Source organism: Azospirillum sp. SYSU D00513 (assembly GCF_017356015.1).
In the GTDB taxonomy this organism is placed as follows: Bacteria; Pseudomonadota; Alphaproteobacteria; order Azospirillales; family Azospirillaceae; genus Azospirillum.
The window spans coordinates 1-23,335 of the sequence record NZ_JAFIQV010000063.1; the positions used below are offsets into that span (position 1 = coordinate 1).

The 23,335-nt window shown below is 65.6% G+C and carries 18 protein-coding genes, 1 tRNA gene and 1 pseudogene; 14 read left to right on the forward strand and 6 right to left on the reverse strand.

Features of this window, described 5'->3' with window-relative positions; all coding sequences use genetic code 11:
- Positions 1 to 341: pseudogene (locus JUB11_RS29440) on the reverse strand (class I SAM-dependent methyltransferase); the annotation flags it as partial.
- A gap of 151 nt (positions 342 to 492) precedes the next feature.
- On the opposite strand from JUB11_RS29440, the gene selD reads away from it, so the two are divergent.
- From selD to JUB11_RS29500, 11 genes are all read left to right on the forward strand, one after another.
- A complete protein-coding gene (gene selD, locus JUB11_RS29445) occupies positions 493 to 2,844 on the forward strand; it encodes a selenide, water dikinase SelD (protein ID WP_207462372.1) in 2,352 nt (783 codons plus the stop codon).
- 70 nt (positions 2,845 to 2,914) lie between these two features.
- Positions 2,915 to 3,202 (forward strand): hypothetical protein, encoded by a 288-nt coding sequence (locus JUB11_RS29450; protein WP_207462373.1) that lies wholly within the window; start codon positions 2,915 to 2,917, stop codon positions 3,200 to 3,202.
- On the forward strand, positions 3,199 to 6,387 hold the full coding sequence (gene fdh / locus JUB11_RS29460) for a formate dehydrogenase (protein WP_282189203.1): 3,189 nt from the start codon (positions 3,199 to 3,201) through the stop codon (positions 6,385 to 6,387). Before JUB11_RS29450 ends, fdh begins: the two co-directional genes overlap by 4 nt.
- 4 nt (positions 6,388 to 6,391) lie before the next feature.
- A complete protein-coding gene (locus JUB11_RS29465) occupies positions 6,392 to 7,330 on the forward strand; it encodes a 4Fe-4S dicluster domain-containing protein (protein WP_207462376.1) in 939 nt (312 codons plus the stop codon).
- The gene (nrfD, locus tag JUB11_RS29470) at positions 7,330 to 8,403 is read left to right on the forward strand and encodes an NrfD/PsrC family molybdoenzyme membrane anchor subunit (RefSeq protein WP_207462377.1); all 1,074 of its coding nucleotides are present in this window, start codon (positions 7,330 to 7,332) and stop codon (positions 8,401 to 8,403) included. Before JUB11_RS29465 ends, nrfD begins: the two co-directional genes overlap by 1 nt.
- Before the next feature lie 4 nt (positions 8,404 to 8,407).
- Positions 8,408 to 8,740, forward strand: coding sequence for a hypothetical protein (locus JUB11_RS29475; protein WP_207462378.1), 333 nt, complete (start codon positions 8,408 to 8,410; stop codon positions 8,738 to 8,740).
- Positions 8,741 to 8,941: 201 nt separating this feature from the next.
- The gene (locus tag JUB11_RS29480; protein ID WP_207462379.1) at positions 8,942 to 10,258 is read left to right on the forward strand and encodes a sodium:proton antiporter; all 1,317 of its coding nucleotides are present in this window, start codon (positions 8,942 to 8,944) and stop codon (positions 10,256 to 10,258) included.
- A gap of 139 nt (positions 10,259 to 10,397) precedes the next feature.
- Positions 10,398 to 11,795 (forward strand): L-seryl-tRNA(Sec) selenium transferase, encoded by a 1,398-nt coding sequence (gene selA / locus JUB11_RS29485; RefSeq protein WP_207462380.1) that lies wholly within the window; start codon positions 10,398 to 10,400, stop codon positions 11,793 to 11,795.
- Positions 11,792 to 13,750 carry a selenocysteine-specific translation elongation factor gene (gene selB, locus JUB11_RS29490; protein ID WP_207462381.1) on the forward strand — a complete coding sequence of 653 codons (1,959 nt, stop codon included), beginning with the start codon at positions 11,792 to 11,794 and terminating at the stop codon, positions 13,748 to 13,750. The genes selA and selB overlap by 4 nt, the downstream gene beginning before the upstream one ends.
- A tRNA-Sec gene (locus JUB11_RS29495) sits at positions 13,740 to 13,832 on the forward strand. Before selB ends, JUB11_RS29495 begins: the two co-directional genes overlap by 11 nt.
- A gap of 404 nt (positions 13,833 to 14,236) precedes the next feature.
- Positions 14,237 to 14,638 carry a four-helix bundle copper-binding protein gene (locus JUB11_RS29500; protein ID WP_207462382.1) on the forward strand — a complete coding sequence of 134 codons (402 nt, stop codon included), beginning with the start codon at positions 14,237 to 14,239 and terminating at the stop codon, positions 14,636 to 14,638.
- A 90-nt stretch (positions 14,639 to 14,728) separates the two neighbouring features.
- On the opposite strand, the gene JUB11_RS29505 is transcribed toward JUB11_RS29500, so the two are convergent.
- Together JUB11_RS29505 and JUB11_RS29510 are read right to left on the reverse strand one after the other, a co-directional pair.
- Entirely contained in the window at positions 14,729 to 15,778 is a 1,050-nt protein-coding gene (locus tag JUB11_RS29505) for a sodium:calcium antiporter (protein WP_207462383.1), read from the reverse strand.
- Positions 15,779 to 15,855: 77 nt separating this feature from the next.
- Entirely contained in the window at positions 15,856 to 16,467 is a 612-nt protein-coding gene (locus tag JUB11_RS29510; RefSeq protein WP_207462384.1) for a superoxide dismutase family protein, read from the reverse strand.
- 133 nt (positions 16,468 to 16,600) lie between these two features.
- Here JUB11_RS29510 and coxB point away from each other — a divergent pair, with 133 nt between their 5' ends.
- The 3 genes from coxB to JUB11_RS29525 are packed head-to-tail and all read left to right on the forward strand — an operon-like array spanning position 16,601 to position 20,522.
- The gene (coxB, locus tag JUB11_RS29515; RefSeq protein WP_207462385.1) at positions 16,601 to 17,611 is read left to right on the forward strand and encodes a cytochrome c oxidase subunit II; all 1,011 of its coding nucleotides are present in this window, start codon (positions 16,601 to 16,603) and stop codon (positions 17,609 to 17,611) included.
- Entirely contained in the window at positions 17,608 to 20,151 is a 2,544-nt protein-coding gene (gene ctaD, locus JUB11_RS29520; RefSeq protein WP_207462386.1) for a cytochrome c oxidase subunit I, read from the forward strand. Before coxB ends, ctaD begins: the two co-directional genes overlap by 4 nt.
- Before the next feature lie 8 nt (positions 20,152 to 20,159).
- Positions 20,160 to 20,522 carry a hypothetical protein gene (locus JUB11_RS29525; protein WP_207462387.1) on the forward strand — a complete coding sequence of 121 codons (363 nt, stop codon included), beginning with the start codon at positions 20,160 to 20,162 and terminating at the stop codon, positions 20,520 to 20,522.
- Positions 20,523 to 20,556: 34 nt separating this feature from the next.
- Here the strand turns inward: JUB11_RS29525 and JUB11_RS29530 are convergent, their stop codons facing one another.
- The 3 genes from JUB11_RS29530 to JUB11_RS29540 are packed head-to-tail and all read right to left on the reverse strand — an operon-like array spanning position 20,557 to position 23,075.
- Positions 20,557 to 21,561: a hypothetical protein gene (locus JUB11_RS29530; RefSeq protein ID WP_207462388.1), complete on the reverse strand. Its 1,005-nt coding sequence runs from the start codon at positions 21,559 to 21,561 to the stop codon at positions 20,557 to 20,559.
- Between the two features lie 18 nt (positions 21,562 to 21,579).
- Entirely contained in the window at positions 21,580 to 21,960 is a 381-nt protein-coding gene (locus tag JUB11_RS29535; protein WP_207462389.1) for a c-type cytochrome, read from the reverse strand.
- The gene (locus JUB11_RS29540; RefSeq protein ID WP_247887420.1) at positions 21,957 to 23,075 is read right to left on the reverse strand and encodes a c-type cytochrome; all 1,119 of its coding nucleotides are present in this window, start codon (positions 23,073 to 23,075) and stop codon (positions 21,957 to 21,959) included. Before JUB11_RS29540 ends, JUB11_RS29535 begins: the two co-directional genes overlap by 4 nt.
- Positions 23,076 to 23,335: the final 260 nt, after the last annotated feature.

The window sequence follows — 23,335 nt, forward strand, 5'->3', positions numbered from 1 at the left end:
CGCCAGCCGGAATGGATGGCGGCGACCCCGCCCGTCAGGTTGCGCACGCGCACCGCGCCGAAGCCGGCCGCCTCGATCCGCTTGGCGAGGGAGGCCTGGTCGGGGAAGCGGCGGATGCTTTCCGCCAGGTACCGGTAGGGGTCCTCGTCGCCCGCGACCATGCGGCCCATGCGGGGTAGGATCTGGAAGGAATAGAGGTCGTAGACCTCGCGCAGCACCGGCAGGACCACGTGGCTGACCTCCAGGCAATAGAGCTTTCCACCCGGCTTCAGCACACGGCCGGTCCCAGAAAGCGCGTCGTCGATGCACGTGACGTTGTGAAGTCCGAACGCAATGGGATAGCCACCCAACCCGTGGAAGGGGCAAACTCCACACGCTTCCTCAACCGCATCCAGCGCCAACCGTTGCGGGAAAAGTGTAAGTTCATTCAGCGGACGGAGCGTATGCCGTCTGCAGGTGTTCACTCTTCCTCTCGGATGGAATGGTAAGGACATGCAGTCCGGCTTCATCGAACGCGATCTGGTCTTGATAGGCGGGGGGCATGCCCATGTGCATGTGCTGAAGAGTTTCGGCATGCGTCCGGTTCCGGGGGTGCGCCTGACTTTGGTGGCGCGGGATGTGGAAACGCCTTATTCCGGCATGCTGCCGGGCTTCCTCGCCGGTCATTACCGTTATGACGACTGCCACATCGACCTGCGCAACCTCGCTCGCTTCGCCGGCGCGCGGGTGCTCCATGCCGAAGCCATTGGCATCGACCGGGCGGAACGCCGCGTACGGCTGCTCGAGCGGCCGTCGATCCGGTATGACCTCCTGTCACTGGACATCGGCTCCACACCGGGCAGCGGCACGGTTCCGGGCGCTGCGGATTTCACCACGCCGGTGAAACCGGTCGACCGCCTCGCCGAGCAGTGGGAACAGCTCCTTAAGCGGGTTCGCACGGCCGGACGGCCGCTTGATCTTGCCGTGGTCGGCGGCGGGGCTGCGGGAGTCGAGCTGGTTCTTGCAATGTATCACCGGCTGCGGGACGGCCCGCGGCAGCGATTTGCGCTGGTCACCCGAGGGGAACTGCTGCCACGCTTCGGCAGCCGTGTGCGCGCTGTCTTCCGCCGCCTTCTCGCTGAACGCGGCATCGCGCTGCATGAGGGCACCGAGGTGGTTGCCGCCGAGGCCGGCCGGCTTCTCTGCGCCGACGGAAGTCGCATCGATTTCGACGAGGCGCTGTGGACGACCGAGGCGTCGGCTGCGCCATGGCTGCGCGAATCCGGGTTGGTGCTGGATCCCGCGGGCTTCGTGGCGGTCGACGCCTCCCTGCGGTCCGTCAGCGATCCGCTGGTTTTCGCGGCAGGTGATGTTGCCTCGGTGCTGCCTCATCCACGCGAGAAGGCCGGCGTCTTCGCCGTGCGCCAGGGACCCGCGCTTACGGCCAACCTGCGCCGCGCGCTCGCGGGCGAGCAGCCTCGACCTTTCGTGCCGCAAAGACGCTTTCTCAGCATCATCGCCATGGGAGACCAGCGGGCGGTCGCGGCGCGCGGGGGCCTCCATACGGAGGGACACTGGGTCTGGAGATGGAAGGACCGCATCGACCGGCGCTTCATGCGTCGCTTCGGGGATCTGCCGCTTCTGCCGCGGGGCATGCCCGGCGCGACGGTGCCCTTCGCCGGAAAGGACGGGGCGCGCCAAGCAATGGAGGCCCAGACCATCGAGGCAATGCGTTGCGGCGGCTGCGGCGCCAAGGTGCCGGCCGGGCCGCTGGCCCGCGTGCTGGCGCGGCTCGGGACGGCACCGAACTCCACTCATGACGATGCAGCCATCGTCGAGCCGCCGACGGACGGTCGGCTTCTGGTGCAGACCATCGATTTCTTCCGCTCATTCCTCGACGATCCCTATCTCCTCGGCCGCGTGGCTGCCAACCACGCGCTGGGCGATATCGCGGCCATGGGAGCGGAGCCCCTGGCCGCGCTCGCCATCGCCTGCGTTCCGCCGGGAGCGGACCCGGTCGTGGAGGACGAGCTGTACCAGCTCCTGCGCGGAGGACAGGAGGTGCTGGAGGCCGCCGGCGCCCGGCTCGTCGGCGGCCACAGCGCCGAAGGCGGCGAGCTGGCGGTTGGATTCTCCCTCACCGGCGCGGTGTCGCCGGCACGCATTCTGCGCAAAGGCGGCCTTCGGCCCGGTGACCGGCTGATCCTGACCAAACCCCTCGGCACCGGCACGCTCCTGGCGGCCGCCATGCGCGCCCGGGCCAAGGCGCGCTGGATCACCGGCGCGGTCAAGGCAATGCAGACGCCGCCCGGCCCGGCCGCCGCCCTCCTCAGCCGCCATGGCGCCACCGCCTGCACGGACGTCACGGGCTTCGGGCTGCTTGGCCATCTGCTGGAGATGCTGGCTGCCTCCGGCCCCGGCCCGGGGGACTCCGCCGCCTTGCCCGGCGCGTGGTTGGAGTTGGACGCGCTGCCCGCCCTGGAGGGCGCGCTCGAAACCTTGCACGCGGGCGTGACGAGCACGCTGCACCCGGCCAACGCGAAAGCCGCGCGCAGCCTCGACCACGCGGACCCGGCCGGGTTGACGGCACTGGAGAGCCACCCCGCCTTCGGCCTGCTCTTCGACCCCCAGACGGCTGGAGGCCTCCTGGCGGGCGTGCCGGCCGATTGCGCCGAGGCCTGCGTCACGGCCTTACGGATGGCGGGATACAGCGAAGCGACCGTGATCGGTGGCGTCATGTCCGAAATGGGCCCAGAGCTCCGGGTCCGCCTCTCCGGAAACGCCGTTTCGCTCGCGCGGCCGACGGGTGAGGAAGCCTCGGCCGGCGACGGAACGCGGCAATTGGGTTTTCGTCCACCAGAATGAGGAACCCCATCCATTGCGCGCAGTTATCCCGGAAGAACCAATGCGTCCGCAGTCCCGATGGAGGGGATCCTTGAGAAGCGTGGAAGGGGTGATCATCCTGGCGCAGGAGAGCCGCTTCAAGCTCGTGGACGACGCGGGCATCACGAAGCTGTTCGTCCTTGCCCATGACGCGCCCATCGAGCCGCAGGACCTGCAGCCTCTCGCCAGGACCCAGGCACGCGTCGCCATCCGGTACGAGGACACGCCGGCTCTCATCGCCGGGATTGTCCACGGCATTGAATATGCCGGAAGGCCGCGATCCCCGGATTACGCCCCCTCCCCGCACATATCCGCCCACACCGCAAGGACACGCCGATGAAGACGATCCGCCGCCGCACCTTCGCCAGCCGCGCCTTGAACTTCGTGCGGGAGTGGTCGTTGCCGCGTCAGGCCGCCGGGCAGAGCGCCTATGCCGAAGCCGCGAAGAGCCGTTACTCGACCCAGCTCCGTCCGCGGCTGGAGGAGGCGGACACGGTCGGCACCAACATCTGCCCCTACTGCGCAGTGGGCTGTGCCCAGCTCGTCTATGCGAAGAACGGGCGCGTCATCCATGTGGAGGGCGATCCCAGAAGCCCCATCAACCAGGGCACGCTCTGCCCCAAAGGCGCCGCGACCTTCGGCTGGCTGACCAGCGACCAGCGGATGAGCCAAGTGCTTTACCGTGCACCCTACTCCGACCGCTGGGAGCCGAAGCCGCTTGATTGGGCGATGGACCGCATCGCCCAGCTCACCAAACGGACGCGTGACGAGACCTTCGTCAGGACCCTGCCCAACGGCATGCCCGTCAACCACACGCTGGCGATCGCCTCGCTCGGCGGCGCCACGCTCGACAACGAAGAGAACTACGCCATCAAGAAGCTCTTCAGCGGCGGGCTCGGGATGGTCTGGATCGAGAACCAGGCGAGAGTTTGACACTCCTCCTCGGTGCCCAGTCTGGGTGCCTCCTACGGCCGTGGGGCGGCCACCATGCCCCAATGGGACCTCGCCAACGCGGACGCCATCCTCGTGATGGGCTCCAACATGGCGGAGAACCATCCGATCGCCTTCCGCTTCGTGCTGCAGGCGAAGGAGAAGGGTGCGACCATCATTCACGCCGATCCGCGCTTCACGCGGACATCGGCGCTTTCGGACATGCACGCGCCCCTGCGCGCGGGCTCGGACATCGCTTTTCTGGGCGGGATCATCCGCCACATCCTGGAGAACGATCTGTGGTTCAAGAACTACGTCCTCGGCTACACGAACATATCCACCATCATCGACGAGCGTTTCCAGGACACGAGCGAACTCGACGGATTGTTCTCAGGCTGGAATGAGGAGAAGCAGACCTATCAGTACGAAAGCTGGCAGTACAAGGACATGCATGTTCCGGCTTCCCTAGCCGAGCATTTCGTGAACACGACGGAAAGCTTCAGTGACTGCACGAAACGTCTGAAGAAAGGACCGACTCCGAAAGACCTGACGCTGCAGCATCCGAACTGCGTCTACCAGATCCTGAAACGCCACTACGCCGCCTACACGCCGGAGATGGTGGAGCGGACGACCGGCTGCCCGAAGGAGACCTTCCTGAAGGTGGCGGATGCGCTGGTCCGTGCCTCGGGGCCGGACAAGACCGCGGCGATCTGTTACGCGGTCGGTTGGACGCACCATTCCACCGGCGTGCAAATGATCCGCGCCGCGGCCATCATCCAGCTTCTGCTCGGCAACATCGGCCGGCCGGGTGGCGGCATCCTGGCCTTGCGCGGTCACTCGAGCATTCAGGGCTCGACCGACATCCCGACGCTCTACAACATGCTGCCGGGATACCTGCCGCAGCCGCACGCCTTTAAACCGCATGGCACGCTGAAGGATTTTTTTGGCGTCGAGGAAACGCCGACCGGCTGGTGGAGCAACTTCCCCAAATACATGATCAGCCTGATGAAGGCCTGGTACGGCGACAACGCCGTCAAGGAGAACGACTGGGGATATGATTTCCTCCCGAAAATCGTCGGTGACCATTCTCAGCAGCCGCTCACGCTCGCCATCCGCGACGGCCTGGTGAAGGGCCTATTCCTTCTGGGCCAGAATCCGGCGGTGGGTGCCAGCAACTCCGCTCTGGTTCAGCGCTCGCTCGCGAACCTCGATTGGATGGTCGTCCGTGACTTCACGGAAACCGAAACCGCTTCGTTCTGGCACAAGGGACGGCCGGTGCGCGACGGTGAACTCACGCCGCAGAACATCAAGACGGAGGTATTCCTGATGCCTGGCTCTCTGGCCGGGGAAAAGGCGGGCACCTTCACCAACACTCATCGGCTCGTGCAATGGCATGACAAGGTCGTGGACGGTCCCGGCGACAGCCGGTCGGAACTGTGGTTCATCCACCATCTCGGCCGCCGGCTGAAGGAACTGTACCAGGATAGCGCCGATCCCAAGGACAAGCCGATCCGCTCTCTGACCTGGAACTATCCTGTGAAGGGTGAAAAGGAGGATCCGGACGTCGAGGCTGTCCTGAAGGAAATCAACGGCTACACGGTAGCCGACGGAAAGCAGATCTCCGATCCGAAGTATCTCCAGGACGATGGTTCGACGGCCTGCGGCTGCTGGATCTACTGCGGCGTCTTTCCGGAAGAAGGCCACAACCAGGCGCGCTCGCGCAGGCCCGACGGGCCGGACGGACCCGGCACTCATCTCGGCTGGGGATTCGCTTGGCCGGCCAACCGCCGCACGCTCTACAACCGTGCTTCGGCCGATCTTCAGGGCAAGCCCTGGTCGGAAAAGAAGACGCTCGTTTGGTGGAACGCCGAAAAGGGACACTGGGAGGGCAAGGACAACGTCGATTTCTCCCAAGAGAAGCCTCCCGATTACCGGCCGGAGTGGTCGCAGGAGCCGAGCGGCATGGACGCGCTCGGCGGGGACGATCCTTTCATCATGATCGCCGACGGCCGGGGTGCGCTTTATGTGCCCTCCGGCCTGAAGGACGGGCCGTTGCCGACCCATTACGAGCCTGTGGAATCTCCGGTCCGGAATCCCCTTTACGGGCAGCAGCACAACCCTGCCGTCAAGATCTGGCAAAGGTCCGACAACCCGCTCCACGCGCCGGGCGACCCGCGCTATCCCCACGCGTTGACGACCTACAGGCTGACCGAGCACCATTCGGGAGGCACGCCGACCCGCTCCGTTGCGACCACCGCCGAGTTGCAGCCGGAAGGTTTCTGCGAGATCCCGCCCGAACTTGCGGGGGAACTCGGCATCCGGACGCTCGACTGGGTGGTTCTTTCCACGCCACGCGGAGACATCGAGACGAAGGCGATCGTCACGGAGCGGCTTCAGCCCTTCCAGCTCAATGGCCAGAGCGTCTTCCAGATCGGCCTGCCCTGGCATTTCGGCTGGAGGGGCTATGCCACGGGCGACATCGCCAATGTCCTGACCGCCATCGTCGGCGATCCGAACACCAGCATGCACGAGAACAAGGCTCTCACCTGTGGCCTGCGCAAGGGCCGCCTCAACCGCCCAGCACAAGGAGACTGAACCCATGGGGGTTCCCGCGCGCGCCCTGGACTATGCCGACTCCTTCCTGCCGGGCGTGATCCCGCAGGAAGCCGAACTGACGGCCGGCGTCAGGATCGAACCGGGAAAAAGCTACGGCTTCTTTACCGACACTACCCTCTGCATCGGATGCAAGGCCTGCGAGGTCGCCTGCAAGGAATGGAACGCGCTGCCAGCCGACGACCTCGGCCTCAAGGGCACGAGCTACGACAACACCGGTTCGCTTTCCGCCAACACGTGGCGCCATGTCGCCTTCGTCGAGAAGATCAGCGGCGATGAAGGAACACGCGTCACGGAGATGCAGCCCTTCCAGTCGAACTGGCTGATGATGAGCGACGTGTGCAAGCATTGCCACAACGCACCCTGCCTCGAGGCCTGCCCCACCGGAGCCCTGTTCCGGACGGAGTTCGACACCGTCGTCGTCCAGCCGGACATCTGCAACGGTTGCGGTTATTGCGTGCCCGCCTGCCCGTTCGGCGTCGTCGACCTCAGCCCGGATGACGGTAAGGCGCACAAATGCACGCTCTGCTACGATCGGCTGAAAGGCGGTCTGGAACCGGCCTGCGCGAAGTCCTGCCCCACCGACAGCATCCAGTTCGGCGAGGTCCCCGACCTTGTGGAGCGCGCCAAGGCCCGGGTCGTGGATCTGCACGCCAAGGGGGCCAGGAACGCCTATCTCTACGGCGCGCCGGACACGCCCGGCGCGACCGGCGGGCTCGGCCATCTCAACGCCTTCTTCCTGCTGACCGATCGGCCGGAAGTGTACAATCTGCCGACCGCTCCGACGCGCGCCGCGAACCGGGTGGAGCCGGCCCTGACCGCCGGGCTGGTCACTATGGCCGGGCTGGCGCTCACCGCGGCAGCCGTCTTCGCGCTCGCAAAGGCCGGGCCGACCGGCCCCGGCCGGAATGGGGAGATCCGCTGATGTCCGGGAATTTCGCGGGCACGAGCTTGCCTCCTTCGGCTGCGGCTCCTTACATGGGCGAGACCTATTACGGCCGCCCTGCGGTCAAGGCGAGCCCCTTCGACTGGAAGGTAAGCTCCTACATTTTCGTGGGAGGGCTCGCGGGTTCGGCCCAGATCCTGGCGACGCTGGGAGACCTCGCCGGCGGTCCGCAGGCAGGAGGCATGACACGCACCGGCCGCTGGATCGCGGTCGGAGGAAGCGCGGTCGGCGGCGTCCTGTTGATCGCCGACCTCCACACGCCGGATCGCTGGTACAATATGCTTCGGATCTACCGGTCGACCTCCCCCATGTCGATCGGCACCTACATCCTGTCGGGGTTCGCCGGTTTCAGCGCAATCGCACTCGGCGCCGATCTGCTCGGCATGAAGCGCGTCGCCAAGGCGGCGCAGGTGCCGGCCGCGGTCGCCGGGGCTGGCATGAGCGTCTACACCGCGGCGCTTCTCTCCGCGACCAGCACGCCGCTGTGGGCCGCCGAACCGCGTTTGCTTGGAGTCCGCTTCGCCGCCTCGTCCATGGCCGCGGCCGCTTCCGCCCTGTCGGTCGTGGAGCAGGCCGGCCAGCGGCAGGACACCGCACGGACGCTCGACCGCGTGGCGCTGGCCGCTTGCGCTGTCGAAATGGCCGCCGGGCTTCAAGCGGACCGCGCCTACCGCCGCAAGGGTGTGGCCGACGCCCTCGAGAAGCCGGAACTCCGGGCTCTCGACAAGGTCGGTGCGTTGGCCATGGGTGCCGCGATCCCGATCCTCTGCCATGGCTTGAATCAGGTAGTCCGGAAGCCGTCACGAACCCTGTCGGTTCTTGGCTCGCTCGCCGCCCTCGCCGGCGGCTTGGCATTGCGCCACGCGATCCTCAAGGGCGGGAACGAGAGCGCCGGCATCCCGGAAAATTATTTCCGCCTTACCCGGCCCGAGCCGCCGGACCGACAGCCGCCCCGCGTTGCCAGTACCGGGGAGCGCGAGCGCATCGCCCACCATGGCGAGCGGCCTTATACCCCCGCCGCCACTCGTGTGGCGACCTCGTTGGAGCGTTGAGCCCATGCGTCCGGAGCGCAATGACATCGGTAATCACTGCCGCAAGGCCTTCGAGATCCTGGAACGGCTGGCCGAGGACAATCCCGGTAAGCGCGATGCGCCTGCGGTCTACGAAGACATGGTCGAAGTCATCCGCTGTCTCGTACGCATGCGGGACGGGCTCGCCGAAGAGCTGCGCTCCGGACGAGCCGGCGGAGAATCTCAGCGCAGGCTTGACTGCGTCAACACTACCCTCAGCATCGCGTTCGGTGGCGAATACCCGGTCGTCGGAATTCACATGGAGCGCGTCCGGACCGCGCGGGATCTCATGCGCGGACTGCTGGAGACGGCTAATTAGCTTGAAAGGCGAGCGCATGGGCCGGTGCGGTGATCGCTGGCGCAAGGTGAGGGAAACGCCGCCGACTGCATGGCATCCGTCTTTCGCCGAAGCGCTACGGAAGCGCCGGCAATTCGGACCAGCCCAGAGGGCGGTGATCTCACATTCTTCCTGTTGCCGCCTTGAGAAAAACGATTCCTGTGGTTCAAACAGGGTTTATTTATGAATGAATTCAACGCTCTCGTTGCTGCCCTCGGAGGGGTGATCCTTTGTCTTGGCCTGGGGTCGAAGTGGCTGGCAGGAAGCCCCTTCCCGCCGACGTTGGTTGCGCTGGCCGTCGGTGTCGTACTCGGGCCGGAAATGTTTGGCCTGATCGATCTGAAGAAACTGGGCCAGGAATCATCGATCCTGGAGAAGGCGGCGCGGCTGACGATCGGGATCGGGCTTGTCGGCGTGGCGCTTCGCATCCCCCGGAGCTACCCAAGACGAAACTGGCGGGAGATGCTCGTCCTGATCGGGTTGGGCATGCCGCTGATGTGGGCCGTCAGCACCATGCTGGTCTACCTGATCCTGGACCTCCCCTTCTGGCTTGCCGCGCTGATTGGGGCCATTCTCACCCCCACGGATCCGGTGGCGGCAAGCCCCATCGTTGCCGGAGACGCGGCGGAAAAGAACATCCCGGAGCGGATCCGCCACGCAATCTCTTTCGACTCCGGTGCGAACGACGGCGTCAGCTATCTCTTCGTCTACTTGGCGTTCCTGATGCTCACGATGGCGACGGGCGACGCCCTGTCCCATTGGATGTTGCATACGCTCCTGTGGGAGGTTGGGATGGCCACGCTCTTCGGCCTGGTTATCGGCTATACGCTGGGAAAGCTTCTGCTGATCTCCGAGCGGCATGACGCGATCCAAGACGATTGGCGGCTGATTTATACGGCGGCGCTCGCGTTGTTCGCCGTCGGGGCGGGAAGGCTGATCGGCAGCGACGAGGTGCTGGTGGTCTTCGCGGCAGCATCCATCTTCGCCCAAGTGGTAAGCGCCTCCGACCGCAAGAACGAGGAGAGGGGCCAGGAAGCCGTGAACCGCTTCTTCGCCATCCCCATTTTCATTCTCCTGGGTGCGGCCCTCCCTTGGGCGAAATGGCACGCCTTGGGGTGGAAGGGCATACTCCTGGTCGCCGCCTTGCTTCTACTGCGGCGCCCTCCCGTGCTTCTGCTTCTGCGCCCGCTGCTTCCCGGTATCCGTACCACGCCGGACGCGCTGTTCGTGGGCTGGTTCGGACCTATTGCCGTCGCGGCGATCTATTACGCGTCGATGATGGAGCACAAGCTGGGGAGCCCTGTGATCTGGGATGTGGTCAGCTTGGCGATCTGCGGTTCCGTGCTGGCCCATGGGATGAGCGGCGCGCCTTTGACCCGCTTCTTTGGGCACAAGGCCGGCTGGCGGCAGGAAATCACGACGAAAAAGCCTCCGCACAATCCGCCGGAACGGCCGGAAAGTCAGAAAAATGCTCACCGCCGGAAAGCAGCGGAGAGCTGAGGATAGGTTCGGGCCGAACGCCCCGCCGGAGTAGTGCGACCGCGCCTGCTTCAGCCCAGCCTCACCCGTGGTACCAAAAGAACTCGTGTTACCGGAAGAACAGGACCCCAGGCGCAGCGAGGAGACCGATTTGCGGGACATGGCCTGCCCCGACGCCACACCCCTACGATCCTTGCCGCAGGTGCAACGGCTGCTGGAAAGCACCGAGGCGGCCTCCCTGGTTGCGGCCTATGGCCGGACGCAGGTGCTTTCCGCCGTCCGCCGGCACCTTAAAGAAATGCGGGCCATTCTGCGGGAAACCCCGTCCGCTCACCTCGACGCGAGCCCCGGCGCCATCCTCGCCCAGCTGGCCGAAAAGTTGGAGCGGGAGGCCGCACCCCGACTGCGGCGCGTGATCAACGCCACCGGCATCGTCCTGCACACCAATCTTGGCCGTGCTCCCCTTGCCCCTGAAGCTGTGGCCGCAGCCGCCGAGGCGGCGGCCAACTACATGAATCTCGAATACGACCTGGAGACGGGCCAGCGCGGCTCGCGCTACCAAGGCGTCCTCGGGCTGCTGTGCGAGCTGACCGGCGCCGAGGCGGCGCTGGTGGTCAACAACAACGCCGCCGCCGTCCTGCTTGCACTTGCGGCGCTGGCCGTTCCGGGGGAGGCCGTGGTGTCGCGAGGCGAGCTGGTGGAGATCGGCGGCTCTTTCCGGGTGCCCGAGGTCATCGCCCAAAGCGGTGCGCGGCTGATCGAAGTCGGCACGACCAACAAGACCCGCATCGGCGACTATGAGCGCGCCATCGGGCCGGACACCCGTATCCTGCTCAAGGTCCATCCCAGCAATTACCGGATACAAGGCTTCACCGCCGCCCCGGAGCGGTCCGAACTGGCGCTGCTCGCCCGCGAATGCGGGCTGGTCGCGATGGAGGATCTCGGAAGCGGCAGCCTGATCGACCTGCGCCCGCTCGGCCTGCCAGCGGAACCGACCGTACGGGAAAGCCTAGCCGCCGGCATCGATCTCGTCACCTGCAGCGGCGACAAGCTGCTAGGCGGTCCGCAGGCCGGATTGATCCTTGGCCGGGCGGCTCTGATCGCCCGTCTGAAGGCGCACCCGCTTCTGCGCGCGCTTCGGTTGGACAAGATGACCCTCGGCGCGCTCGAGGCGACGCTGAAACTCTACCGGTCACCCGAACTTGCCGCAGGCCGGATTCCTGTCCTCGCCATGCTGAGCGCGCCCCTAGAGGCGCTGGAGCGGCGTGCCGAGAGCCTCCGCGCCGAGCTTGCCGGCCTACCGGGGGTAACGGCGGAGGTGCGGGAGGCGACCGGCTTCGCGGGCGGTGGTGCACTGCCGGAAGCCGCGATCCCCACCCGCCTCGTCGCCCTGCATACGCCGTTCCTGGAGGCGGAAGAGCTGACGCGGCGCCTGCGTCTTCACCGGCCCGCCGTGGTCGGGCGAATAAAGGACGGCCAACTCCTCCTCGACCTGCGCACGGTGAGCGATGCGGAGGTTCACGAAGTCGCCGCGGCCTGCCGAGCGGTTCTAGCATGACCACGGTCGTCGTCGGCGTCATAGGCCATGTGGATCACGGCAAGACCGCGCTGGTCGGCGCGCTCACCGGCATCGACACCGACCGGCTGGCCGAGGAAAAGCGCCGCGGAATATCGATCAACCTAGGCTTCGCGCACCGCGAGGAGACGGGAGGCACCCTTGCCTTCGTCGACATGCCGGGGCATGAACGCTTCGTCCGGACGATGATCGCCGGCGCCACCGGCATTGATGCGGTGCTGCTGGTCGTCGATGCCAGGGAAGGCGTCAAACCCCAGACCATTGAACATCTGGACATCGCACGTCTGGTCGGCGTGACCCGTGGAGTGGTGGCGGTCAGCAGGTGCGATCTCGTTGCCGAGGAGGAAGCGCTACGGACCGCTTCGGATGTCCGGCGGCTGCTGGACGGAACGGCATTGGCCGGCGCACCGCTCGTCTTCACCTCGACGGCGACGGGGCGTGGAATGGACAAGCTGGCGTCCGCGCTGGGAGGGCTGCTCGCCGCCGGGCCAGAACGGCAGGACCGGGGTGTTTTCTACATGCCTGCGGACCGTGCCTTCGCCGTGCCCGGCTTTGGCCCGGTGGTTACCGGCACGCTGCGGCTCGGCCGGTTGCGGGCGGGCGACACGGTGGCGCTCTGGCCAAGCGGCGGAACGGCCCTGGTCCGTGGGCTCCATGCGCATGGCAAGCCGGTCGAGATGGCGCAGCCGGGCTCCCGCGTCGCGGTGAACCTGCGCGCTGTCGAACTGGCCGATCTCGGGCGCGGCTGTGCCCTCGCCACACCGGGACTGCTCGCCCCGTCCCACTGGCTGGACGCCGGTCTCTCGCTGCTGAAAGGCGCCCCGCGCGCGTTGGAGAACGGGACAAAAGTCCAGTTTCTGTTCGGCACCACGGACATCCCTGCCCGTGTCCGCCTGCTCGACCGCGACCTTTTGGAACCCGGACAGTCGGCGCCGGCACAGCTCCATTGCACCGACCCCGTGGCAGTGCCGGCGGGCGAACCCTTCATCCTGCGGCTCGGATCACCCGCCCGGACCATCGGAGGCGGGCGTATCGCCGATCCGGCGTCGACACGGCGACGCCGTTTCGACGAGGCCGTGATCCGTGGCATCCAGGCACTCTCCGACGGGCGCGCCGAGGAGGCCGTCGCCCTCCGCCTCGCCTCTGCGGCGCATGCAGGACTGCGGCTGGAGGACGTGGCACGGCTTCTAGGCGTGCCACCGGAACGGCTGGACGCAACCGGATTGGGCGCGGAGCAGCTGCCACAGGGTGTCCTGCTGGGGGCACCGGTCTTCCGTGAGTTGCGCGAGATCCTGTTGCGGACCATCCGGGATTTTCAACGCGCCTCTCCGACTGAGCGCGGCATGCCGGCCGAACGCCTGAGGGCGATGCTGCCGCCGACTCTGACAGCCGAACTGTTCGAGGCCCTGACGGCCCGCCTGATCGAGGAAGGCGCACTCGTTCGGGACGGCGGCGTGTTGCGGCGGCGCGACCTCGATGCCGCCTCCCTGCTGTCCACGGCCGACCGCGACGTCCTCTCGGCGGTCGAGGCGGCATTCCGGGAGGGCTCCCTATCCCCGCCGGACGTCAGTGCGGTTGCCGGGCACGACACGCGGCGGCACAAGGCGCTGCATTACTTGGCACGCACCGGCGTGCTGGTGCGCGCGCTGGACCATGTGCAAAAGCGCGAGATCACCTTTCATCGCGACGCCGTTGCAGACGCCGTCATGCGCGTCCGGGCGGCCTTGGCCGAACAGCCGGACGGCCTGAGCCTGAGCGACCTCGGCCGCCTGCTCGGCACCACCCGAAAATTCAGCGTGCCGTTGATGGAGCATATGGACAGGCTCGGCGTTACCCAACGCAAGGGCGATCGGCGCGTGGCCGCATCCATGCCGCTGCCGCCGGCGGCTGGGGGCGGAGACACCGCGCGGACATCCAGAGAACTGCGGAGGCGATAAGGGTCTGGTGGCCCTCCTGGTCTTCAAAACCAGCGGTTCGCCGAAAGCGAACGGTGGGTTCGATTCCCATCCGCCTCCGCCATGTTCTTGCGCATACCGAATGCGTCTCATGAGGATTGATAGGCAATCCACATTGGCCGGAGATCTCCATGCCCGCCTGCGATCAGGCTCATTTCAAAACCTTCCAAGTTCGCTAACGTCATCGCCGGATTGGTCGAGCTCTCCTTCCTGGCGACGGTCAGCGAGGTGAGCTTGAACTACGATGCCTCTCGCTTCCTACCACCTGCCCTGCCAGGCAATGTCATGGGAGGGGGTGGGTCGGCCGCACTCCTTCCACGCACAGCTGCGCCAAACCCTGTGCAGCCTGCTGGGATTAAGGGAAGTCGCGTGATGACGCGGCTCTCCAGGCGTTGGAAAACTGGAGGCTGCTGTCCGCGGCTCCGCAGCCAAATCCCAGAATCCGAATGAAAAAGGAGCATGATCGCTATGATGGTTCGCGAAATGATCGGAACGCACCCGGATGTGAAGGGCAGCATCAACGAGGCACAAATCCGCTGCATCGAAGAGTGCTATTCCTGCGCTCAAGCCTGCAGTTCCTGCGCGGACGCCTGTCTCGCCGAGGATATGGTCAAAGACCTTCGCCAATGCATTCGCCTCAATCTCGATTGTGCCGACATCTGCGCAGCCACTGGCTCCATCGCAACCCGCCGGACCGGGTCGAATGAGGAGCTGATCCGGCTCACGCTCCAGGCTTGCGAGGCTGCTTGCCGCCTCTGCGGCACCGAATGCGCCAGCCACGCGTCAATGCACGAGCATTGCCGTATATGCGCCGAATCCTGTCGCCGTTGTGAGCAGGCCTGCCAAGCGGCTCTTCAAAGCATGAGCTGATTGGAATGGATTGACAATTATCCAGCGCCGCGGTGAATGCTACGGCGCCGTTCACCGGATTTCCGCGATCCTGCCCGCGTTCTGATAGCGTCAGGGTGCGAGCGGATAGAGCACAGCCAGACCCGCCGCGTAGAAAGCCAGCGCCGCCAAGGAGTCGTAGCCCATCCGAAGCACCGTTCGATCCTTGCGCTCCAGCAGCCCGAGCACGAACACGCCGGTGAGGAGGAGACCCAGCAAAGCCGCCACCGCCTCGAAGCGACCGCCTTCCGCCAGGACGGGTCCGCCGCCGTAAGCAAGATCAGCGATGAACAGCAATGCGATGTTGAAGAGGTTTGTTCCGAACAGGTCGCCCACCGCCATCTCATAGCGGTGCAGGCGCAGGGCGGCGGTTATGGAACTCAGCTCGGGCAGCGAGGTGGCGAAGGCGACGAGCACCAGCCCCACCAACCCTGTCCCGAGTCCGGTCTGGGCCGCGATGGCGTCACCGGTCTGGGAAAGGAAGAAGCCGGCCACGAGGATCGTCGCGCCAGCCGCCACCGTTTTGAGAACCAGTGAACGAAGGGGCTGGCCGGGCTTTTCGTCTTCTACGCCCTCTTCTTCTCCTTCCTCTTCCTTTTCCTGCTCCTTCCCGACCGCGGTCCAGACATGCCGCCGTTCATAGCCGGAAGAAAGCCAGAGCGACGCGACGCAGCCAGCCATCAGCAAGGTCGACCCCACCCCAACCCCCAGGACGGCGACATCCCCGATCGTCACGACCACGGCCACGCCGCCAAGCAACATCATGCCGAGTGTTCCCTGAAACAGCGTTGCAGGAGCGGCGACCACCGACGTCAGAGCGTCACGACCGATGATCGCGTCGGCCATTGCGAGCAGAAGGATGTTCGCGGCCGCGCTACCGAGCAGATTGCTGACGGCCAGAGACGGGTTGCCGGTCCAAGACGCGGTTGTCGCCGTTGCGATCTCCGGCAGCGAGGTGATGCCGCCCAGAAGCAGCATGCCGGCGAAAGCCTGCCCAATGCCGGTGAGCGACGCGATGCCGTCGACATAGGCGGTCAGCCGCGTTCCGGCAGCCCAGACAAACCCGGCGCTCACGGCGAAGATCGCGAGGTTGGCGAGTAGCGGAAACTGATCGAATGACATCGGCGCGGTTTTCCGTGAGGATGATGCCTGTGGGGATCAGGAGACGCGCGGACCAGCCGCGCCGATGTGCTTCACCATCATTTCGGCTGGGTCGTACGCTCGATTACACCGCAGGCGATCCGGTCCCCGGACGCCCCCGCCGGATTCGTGGCGTAATCGTCTGGGGTGGCGTGAACCACGATCGCAGTGCCGTTTTGCGAGAACAGGCTGTCCTGCCCGGTGCCGAGTGTCACACGCGGCGTCAGAATGTCGGCCCAGACCACCCCGTTGTCATGAGCATAGACGTTCGGCAGGTCGCCCGCGTGGATTTGAGCGTGTGCCAGCAGTCCATGCTCCTGGCCGCCGGGATTGTAGTGCCCGCCCGCGGATTTGAAATCCGGTCCCTGGCATTGTCCGGTTTCATGGATGTGGATGCCATGAACACCCACCGGGATACCGTTCAGCCGGACCTGGATCAGGGTACCGGCTGGCGTCTCGACGAAGGCGGCTGTCCCACGGGGCTTCCCGTCCTGCCCGATAAGATTGGCGGTGCCGAGCGCCTGGCCGCTGGGCGGCGGTGGCAGCCCCTGCCCAGAACCTTGCCCCTGTTGCCCTTGGGCCGCCACCGGACCGGTCACCGCCAACAAAAGTGCGCCAATTGCCAAACTTGTCCTGAGGGTCATCTCGATGATCTCCGGTTTGTTTCGCATGGGCACTCCAACCTCGCGCGGCGTCGGTCGTCACAGGAAAAATGCGGTAGCGCTAATCCGCCGAAACGGATTCCCCACCGCAGGAGTTAGCCATGAAATGAGCCAAGTGGGACGAGACACGGAGACGATAAGCATGGCCCTGCCCCAGCGGCGGAACCGACGGAAGCACCCGCTTCGATTTGGGTGGCTTTTTCTCGCCGGCTTGCTGCTCGTCGCATGCGACGGCCGCCAGTCGGCCTTCTCCCCCAACGGATTCAATGCACGAGAAATCCTGTTCACGAGCTGGGTGCTGTTCGTCGGCGGTGCGGCGATCTTCGTCTTCGTGATGGCGTTGGCCGCTTATGCCGTCTTCGCCAGGGGGGAGCGCTTTCCCGGAGCGAGAGCCTGGGTGATCGGTGGCGGCATCCTCTTCCCCGTGGTAACGCTGACCGCACTGCAGGTCCACGAGTTCGGGCTTGCCCGCCGGCTGGTCACGCTTGGCGAGACCCCGGCTCTTACCGTCGAGGTCACCGGCAATATGTGGTGGTGGGACGTGCTCTACCGCCTGCCGGACGGCGAGCCGCTGCGCTCGGCCAACGAAATTGTCATCCCGGCGGGGCGGCCGGTGGAATTGCTGGTAAAAGCTGGCGATGTCATCCACAGCTTCTGGGTACCGAGCCTAGCCGGCAAGATGGACATGATCCCCGGCCACGTGAACCGGCTGACGCTACTGGCGGAGAAGCCAGGCACCTACCGCGGGCAGTGCGCCGAATATTGCGGTGCTCAGCACGCGCTGATGGCCTTCGAGGTCGTTGTCGAGCCGGCTGAGCGTTTCGACACTTGGCTCACCGACCAGCGCCGCCCGGTGCAAAGGCCTCTCGACGCCTTCCTGGCCCGCGGTTACGACACCTTTTTCTCCTACGGCTGCCAGTCCTGCCATGCGGTGCGCGGCACGCCCGCGGTCAGCACCATTGGCCCCGACCTGTCCGGCGTGGGAGGCCGGCAGTCGTTGGGTGCCGGTTCTTTCGGCAACAATGTCGGCACCTTCGCCGGCTGGATTGCCAGCGCTCAGCACCTTAAGCCCGGAAACGCCATGCCTTCCTTCAACATCATGGACGGTGAAGATTTGCGCGCCTTATCCGCTTGGCTGGAGAGCCTGAAATGAGCTCGCAAGATACCGGCCGCACGTCCTCTCGCTCCCTGCCGAGCCCGCTGCCCCGCCCGCCCGAGGAGTTGGCGACGCTGAAGCGGGTCTGGAAGGCTCCCCAGGGGTTCCGTCTTCTCACGGCGGTGAACAACAACATCATCGGCGTCATGTACATCGGCACGGCGCTGCTGTTCTTCGTGCTCGCCGGGCTGCTGGCGCTGGCGATGCGCACGCAACTCGCCGTGCCGGAGAACAACCTGCTCGACCACGACACCTACAACCAGTTCTTCACGGTGCACGGCACGGCGATGATGTTCTTGTTCGCTGTGCCGGTGGTGGAGGCGATCGGCGTCTACCTGATCCCGGCGATGCTCGCCGCCCGCGACCTTCCGTTCCCGCGCCTGTCAGCCTTCGCCTTCTGGGCCTATTTCTTCGGCGGCCTGTCCTTCTTCGCCTCGCTGCTGTTCGACGCGGCACCCGACGGCGGCTGGTTCATGTACCCGCCGCTGACCAGCTACGAGTTCTCGCCGGGCATCCGGGCGGATTTCTGGCTGCTCGGCATCGGCTTCATCGAGATCTCCGCCATCGCCGGAGCCATCGAGATCGTCGTCGGCATCCTGCGCACCCGGCCGCCCGGCATGACGCTGGACAAGCTGCCAATCTACTGCTGGTCGATGCTGATCATGGCCGGCATGATCATTTTTGGCTTCCCTGCCGTGATCCTGGCGACGGCGCTTCTGGAGATCGAGCGCGCCTTCCACTGGCCCTTCTTCATCGCCGAGCGTGGCGGCGACCCGCTGCTGTGGCAGCATCTCTTCTGGTTCTTCGGCCATCCGGAGGTCTACATCATCTTCCTGCCGGGGGCGGGGCTGGTCTCGATGATGGTGCCGACGCTCGCCCGCTACCCGCTGGTCGGCCACAACTTAGTGGTGCTGGCGCTGGTGGGTACGGGCGTCTTCAGCTTCGGCCTGTGGGTGCACCACATGTTCACCACGGGTATCCCGCCCCTGTCCTTGAGCTTCTTCTCCGCCGCCAGCATGGCGGTCGCGGTGCCCAGCGGCATCCAGGTCTTCGCCTGGATCGCCACGCTGGGCAAGGGGCGGGTGCAGTGGACCGTGGCGACCCACTTCTTGATGGGCTTCCTGTTCATCTTCGTGCTGGGCGGGCTGACCGGCGTGATGGTCGCGGTCGTGCCCTTCGACTGGCAGGCGCACGACAGCTACTTTATCGTCGCGCACCTGCATTACGTACTGATCGGCGGCATGGTCTTCCCCCTGTTCGGTGCCCTATACCACTGGTGGCCGACGCTGAAGAACACCATGCTGTCGGAGCGTCTGGGACGCTGGGCCTTCTGGCTGATGTTCATTGGCTTCAACGTTACCTTCTTTCCGATGCACATCACCGGGCTCATGGGCATGCCCCGGCGCGTCTACACCTACCCCGGCGATCTCGGCTGGAACCTGCTGAACATGGTATCCACGGTCGGAGCTTTCGTTCTGGCGCTGGGTGTCCTTATCGTTCTGGTGGACATGGCCCGCGACGTGCTGGGCCGGGTTCGGCGGGCCGCCGACAACCCCTGGAACGCCGGCACGCTGGAATGGATCCCAAACGAGAGCTATGCGGTGCGCAGCATCCCATATGTCACCGGCCTTTACCCACTGTGGGAAAACCCGAACCTGTCGCGCGAGGTGCAGTCGGGGGCCCACTTCCTGCCCGGTGCTCCCACGGACCGGCGCGAGACCATCGTCACCAGCCCAATAGAAAGCAAGCCCCAGTACCTCATGCCGATGCCGGGGCCGCATTGGGGACATTTCCTGGCTGGCCTCTTCACGGCGGCGCATTTTCTGTGCCTCACGGTGCAACTGTACTGGATTTCGCTGGTGCCAGCGGTGCTCGCCATCGCCTCGGTGCTCTGGTGGCTGTGGGGACTGGACAAAGGGGAGGACCATCCGCCGCAGGATGTCGGCGGAGGCTGGCGCATCCCGGTCTACGTCCAGGGGCCGGTCAATCACAGTTGGTGGGCCATGGTCGTCCTAATGCTGGTGGATGGCACCGCCTTCGCCTGCCTGATCTTCACCTACCTTTTCCTTTGGACGGTCAGCCCGGACGTGTGGCCGTCCGGCGCGGCGTCCCTGCCAGGCCTGGAATGGCTAGGCGGCGGGCTGGCGCTCTGGGTCCTTTCGGGGCTGGCGATCCTGTGGGCGAGCCGTTCGTTGGGGCGGAACAAACACTGGTTTGTCCGCATCGGCCTTCTGGCGGCTATCCTCCTGGCGGTCGCGGGGTCCGTCCTGGAGATCACAGGGCAGATAGGGACCGGATTGAAGGGGGCAGAAAGCGCTTATGGTGCCGTGACCTATATGCTGGCGGCCTGGCAGGCGTTCCACGTCGCCGTGCTGCTGATCATGATCGGCTACACGCTGGCGCGCTCCTTCTGCGGGCTGATCTACGCAGAGCGCCGGGTGACCTTCGACAACACGATGTTGTTCGCCCTCTACACGGTGGCGCAGGGCCTCATAGCCCTGCTGCTGGTGCATCTTTTTCCGCGGCTATTCGGGTGAGGTGGGCCATGACAACGCGCAGTTTTCCGGTCACCTTCGCCGCAATGATGTCGCCCTACCTGATCTGGGCTGCGCATTTCGGGATCGTCTACGGCATCAACGGGCTGGCCTGCGCGCGCGCGCTCGACCGGATCAGCCTCGCCGGTTTCCCCTTCGTTCCCGCTCTGGTGACCGTGGCGACGCTGCTGGCTTTGGCGCTGACGGTATTGGTTCTGGTCCGCGCCCTGCTCGGCGGCGGACCGGCGTCCCATGTCGGCAGCACCGACGCCCGGCTGTTCATGCGATGGCTGACCGCCGCGTCGGCGGCCTCCACCCTCGTCGCCATCCTGTGGGTTGGGCTGCCGGCCGTCCAGGTCCCAGCGTGTGGGTGATGGTTTCACCGACCATTGTTCGGTGTCTTCCCTGTCATGCGAAGGGCTGTACCCAAAACAGAACGAGTGCGACATAGAGAAGATAGGTTGCCAGCAACACAGCGACATGCCACCGCCGAAAGCCATGTTCTTCCCTTCCGTTCCAACGGAGGAATCCCGCATAAAGCGCCGGCATGAGGGCTACGAAGAAGAGATTGACTGAAAACAACAAGAGGTCGCCCACCGGAAGTCCAACAAGAGCCAGCGGCAGCAGCGCCACGGTCAAAGTGACGGCATGATCGCCCATCACACTCGTCACGCCCGAGGTAATCTGGCCACTGCGGGCAACTTGCCAGGTCGCGAAGACCTCTGGCAGTGCGGCTATGGGCGCCGTGATGAACAGCCCTCCGACGATCCTCGAAAGGCCAAAGGTCTGGACGATGTTCTCCGTCGCCTGCACGGCAAAGTAGGTGCCGATCACAAGCGCGGCCACGCCGCCGCCGGCGAGCGCCACCTCCGTGCGGTCCCACTCGACCGCCTCCCCTTCTCCCCGGCCGCGCAGCAAGGCCTGCGCTAGATACAGGGCATAGGCGGCCAGCATGATGATCCCGTCGATGGGCTGCAATCCCCGCCAAGGCGCCGGCAGGGTCAACAGCGCGAACAGAGCGACAATCCCAAGGTAAGGCAGGGCCTGCACCGTGACGGCACTCCCGTCGACGACGACGACATGCTCACGCCGGTGCCGTTCATGGCCGGCATGGTCAGGAATGTTCACCTTGCGTGTGGCGAGATAGGCTGCCGTCACCATCAGGGGAATTGCGAGAATGTTTGTGCCCAGCGTCACGCCGAGACCGATGTCGGTGGAACCACGCAGGGCGCTGGCGGCGTTGATGCCGATCTCCGGACTGGCGGCCGCCAGCCCAACAAAAGATCCGCCTGTGGCGACAGAGAAGCCCCACTGTTTGCGCAGCTTCTTCAGAGGCTTCGAAAAGTGCTCGGCTCCCCAATGGGCCAACCAGAGGGAACCGACCAGAACCGCCCCCCAAAAGAACGTCATCATGCATTGGCTGCCCGCGCTTCAATGAAGGGAATGGAGAAAGGCGGCAACGTCGCGCGCTTCCCTCTCGTTGATCGGCATGGCCGGCATGGCCGTGCCGGGCGCCAACTCCGGCGCATTGCGAACCCAATGGGCGAGGCGGTCGAGCCTGTTCGGAAAGAGGCCCGCGATGTAGGCCCGCCGGCCGAATTCCTTGAGTGGCGGCCCGACGATGCCGTGCGCGCCGGGGATGCCGGGAATGCGATGACAGACGCCACATTCTACTTGCTCGACCACTTTCCGCCCGGCCTGGACATCGCCGTTCAGGGAAGAGGACGGGGTCGCCGTGCTCGGCTCGCAGGCGTTGACGAGAAGTGCCGCCAGCAATAGCGCAGCCGGCCGGCACATGGCCTCGACTCTCATGGCGTCGCACCTCCGGCCGGTGGGAGGGAACCGTAATAGCGGGACACGGCGTCAATCTGCTCGGCGGTCAGATGACGCGCCGCCGCCGCCATGATGTCCGACAATGGGTTGCCGCCGCGCTTGCCGTCCTTCCAAAGCTGGAGTTGCTGCATCAGGTAGGCCATGTGCTGGCCGCGCAGTTCGGGGTAGAGCGCGTTGTCGGGGACCGGGGCATCCGGCCCCGCATGGCAGGTGGCACAGGCGGGAACCCCCTGGTCGGGCAGGCCCTGCGTGGCGATGGTCTCGCCAAGCTTCAACGCCGCTCTGTCGGAAGGCGCAAGGGTTGGTGGAGCGGGAGGAGTTAAGCTGGCATAATGGTCGGCCAACCGGCGCATCGTCGCCGAATCCAGCTCCGCCGCGATGGGCTGCATGATGCCGCTGGGGCGGGTTCCCTGGGCGTAGGCCTGTAGCGCCTCGTAAAGGTAATCTGCCTTCTGCCCTGCTAGGCTGGGGAAGGCTCCTGCCCCGCCGCCTTCGCCACGCAGGCCGTGGCAGCGTCCGCAGGCAAGCAGGTCGTCCCCGACCGGCCCGGCGGACGCGATGAGGTCGGCTGTCTCCTCCACCTGCTCGGGGTCGAACATCATGTCGTTGCGGGCGAGCCGCCGATAGTCATCCGCCGGCATGTCCGGCATCCGCCGCATGAAGGCGACGACCGACCAGACCTCGTCGTCGCGCTCCTGCGCGATCCAGGCCGGCATTCCACTGTATTTCAGGCCGTGTTTGACGATCCAGAACAGCTCGGAGTCCGTCCAGGAGGCGACATGGTCGGGCAGGTGGGGCGGTTGCGGCAGCATCTGCTTGGTGATGGGGTTTCCGGCCTCGCCGGGTGCGCCGTGGCAGGGCTTGCATCCGCCCTCGTAATGGCCGAGGCCGCGGTACACCATGGCGGTATCATCCAAGGGCGGAGGCGCGATCGGCAATGCGTGCGTCTCCACCGAATTCTCCAGGCTGAAATGCAGGAACCAGCGGGTGATCGCCCAGTGTCCCTTGCTCGCCGCGACGTTGTAGAGGCCGGACCAGGAGAACAGGAGTGCGCCGATCCCACCAAGCAGAACGAGCGCAAACAGCGTTATCAACGTTCTTCTCATGACTCCTCGGATCTTTGCGGTCCGCCGGCTGCCGAACAGCCTGGGGGCCAAAAGGGCTGAGATAGCAGCACCGTCCGGAAACGGCGCCGGCTGGCCTGTCACTTCAAAGCCCTCCCGTCGATAAGGTTCCCCCCGTCGAGGGAACCTGATTGCTGCGGCGCAGTTGGACGGGCGGGAATAGTCTTGGTCGGGGAAAGCCAATGGACCAAGCTTGGCAAGCTACGCGTCGGCGCGGAAGACGCTCCGCC

Excerpts from the sequence above, each read along its gene's own strand:
- selD (WP_207462372.1), top strand. The coding sequence starts at position 493 with ATGCAGTCCGGCTTCATCGAACGCGATCTGGTCTTGATAGGCGGGGGG.
- JUB11_RS29465 (WP_207462376.1), top strand. The coding sequence starts at position 6,392 with ATGGGGGTTCCCGCGCGCGCCCTGGACTATGCCGACTCCTTCCTGCCG.
- nrfD (WP_207462377.1), top strand. The coding sequence starts at position 7,330 with ATGTCCGGGAATTTCGCGGGCACGAGCTTGCCTCCTTCGGCTGCGGCT.
- JUB11_RS29475 (WP_207462378.1), top strand. The coding sequence starts at position 8,408 with ATGCGTCCGGAGCGCAATGACATCGGTAATCACTGCCGCAAGGCCTTC.
- JUB11_RS29480 (WP_207462379.1), top strand. The coding sequence starts at position 8,942 with ATGAATGAATTCAACGCTCTCGTTGCTGCCCTCGGAGGGGTGATCCTT.
- selA (WP_207462380.1), top strand. The coding sequence starts at position 10,398 with ATGGCCTGCCCCGACGCCACACCCCTACGATCCTTGCCGCAGGTGCAA.
- selB (WP_207462381.1), top strand. The coding sequence starts at position 11,792 with ATGACCACGGTCGTCGTCGGCGTCATAGGCCATGTGGATCACGGCAAG.
- JUB11_RS29500 (WP_207462382.1), top strand. The coding sequence starts at position 14,237 with ATGATGGTTCGCGAAATGATCGGAACGCACCCGGATGTGAAGGGCAGC.
- JUB11_RS29505 (WP_207462383.1), bottom strand. The coding sequence starts at position 15,778 with ATGTCATTCGATCAGTTTCCGCTACTCGCCAACCTCGCGATCTTCGCC.
- JUB11_RS29510 (WP_207462384.1), bottom strand. The coding sequence starts at position 16,467 with ATGCGAAACAAACCGGAGATCATCGAGATGACCCTCAGGACAAGTTTG.
- coxB (WP_207462385.1), top strand. The coding sequence starts at position 16,601 with ATGGCCCTGCCCCAGCGGCGGAACCGACGGAAGCACCCGCTTCGATTT.
- ctaD (WP_207462386.1), top strand. The coding sequence starts at position 17,608 with ATGAGCTCGCAAGATACCGGCCGCACGTCCTCTCGCTCCCTGCCGAGC.
- JUB11_RS29525 (WP_207462387.1), top strand. The coding sequence starts at position 20,160 with ATGACAACGCGCAGTTTTCCGGTCACCTTCGCCGCAATGATGTCGCCC.
- JUB11_RS29530 (WP_207462388.1), bottom strand. The coding sequence starts at position 21,561 with ATGATGACGTTCTTTTGGGGGGCGGTTCTGGTCGGTTCCCTCTGGTTG.
- JUB11_RS29535 (WP_207462389.1), bottom strand. The coding sequence starts at position 21,960 with ATGAGAGTCGAGGCCATGTGCCGGCCGGCTGCGCTATTGCTGGCGGCA.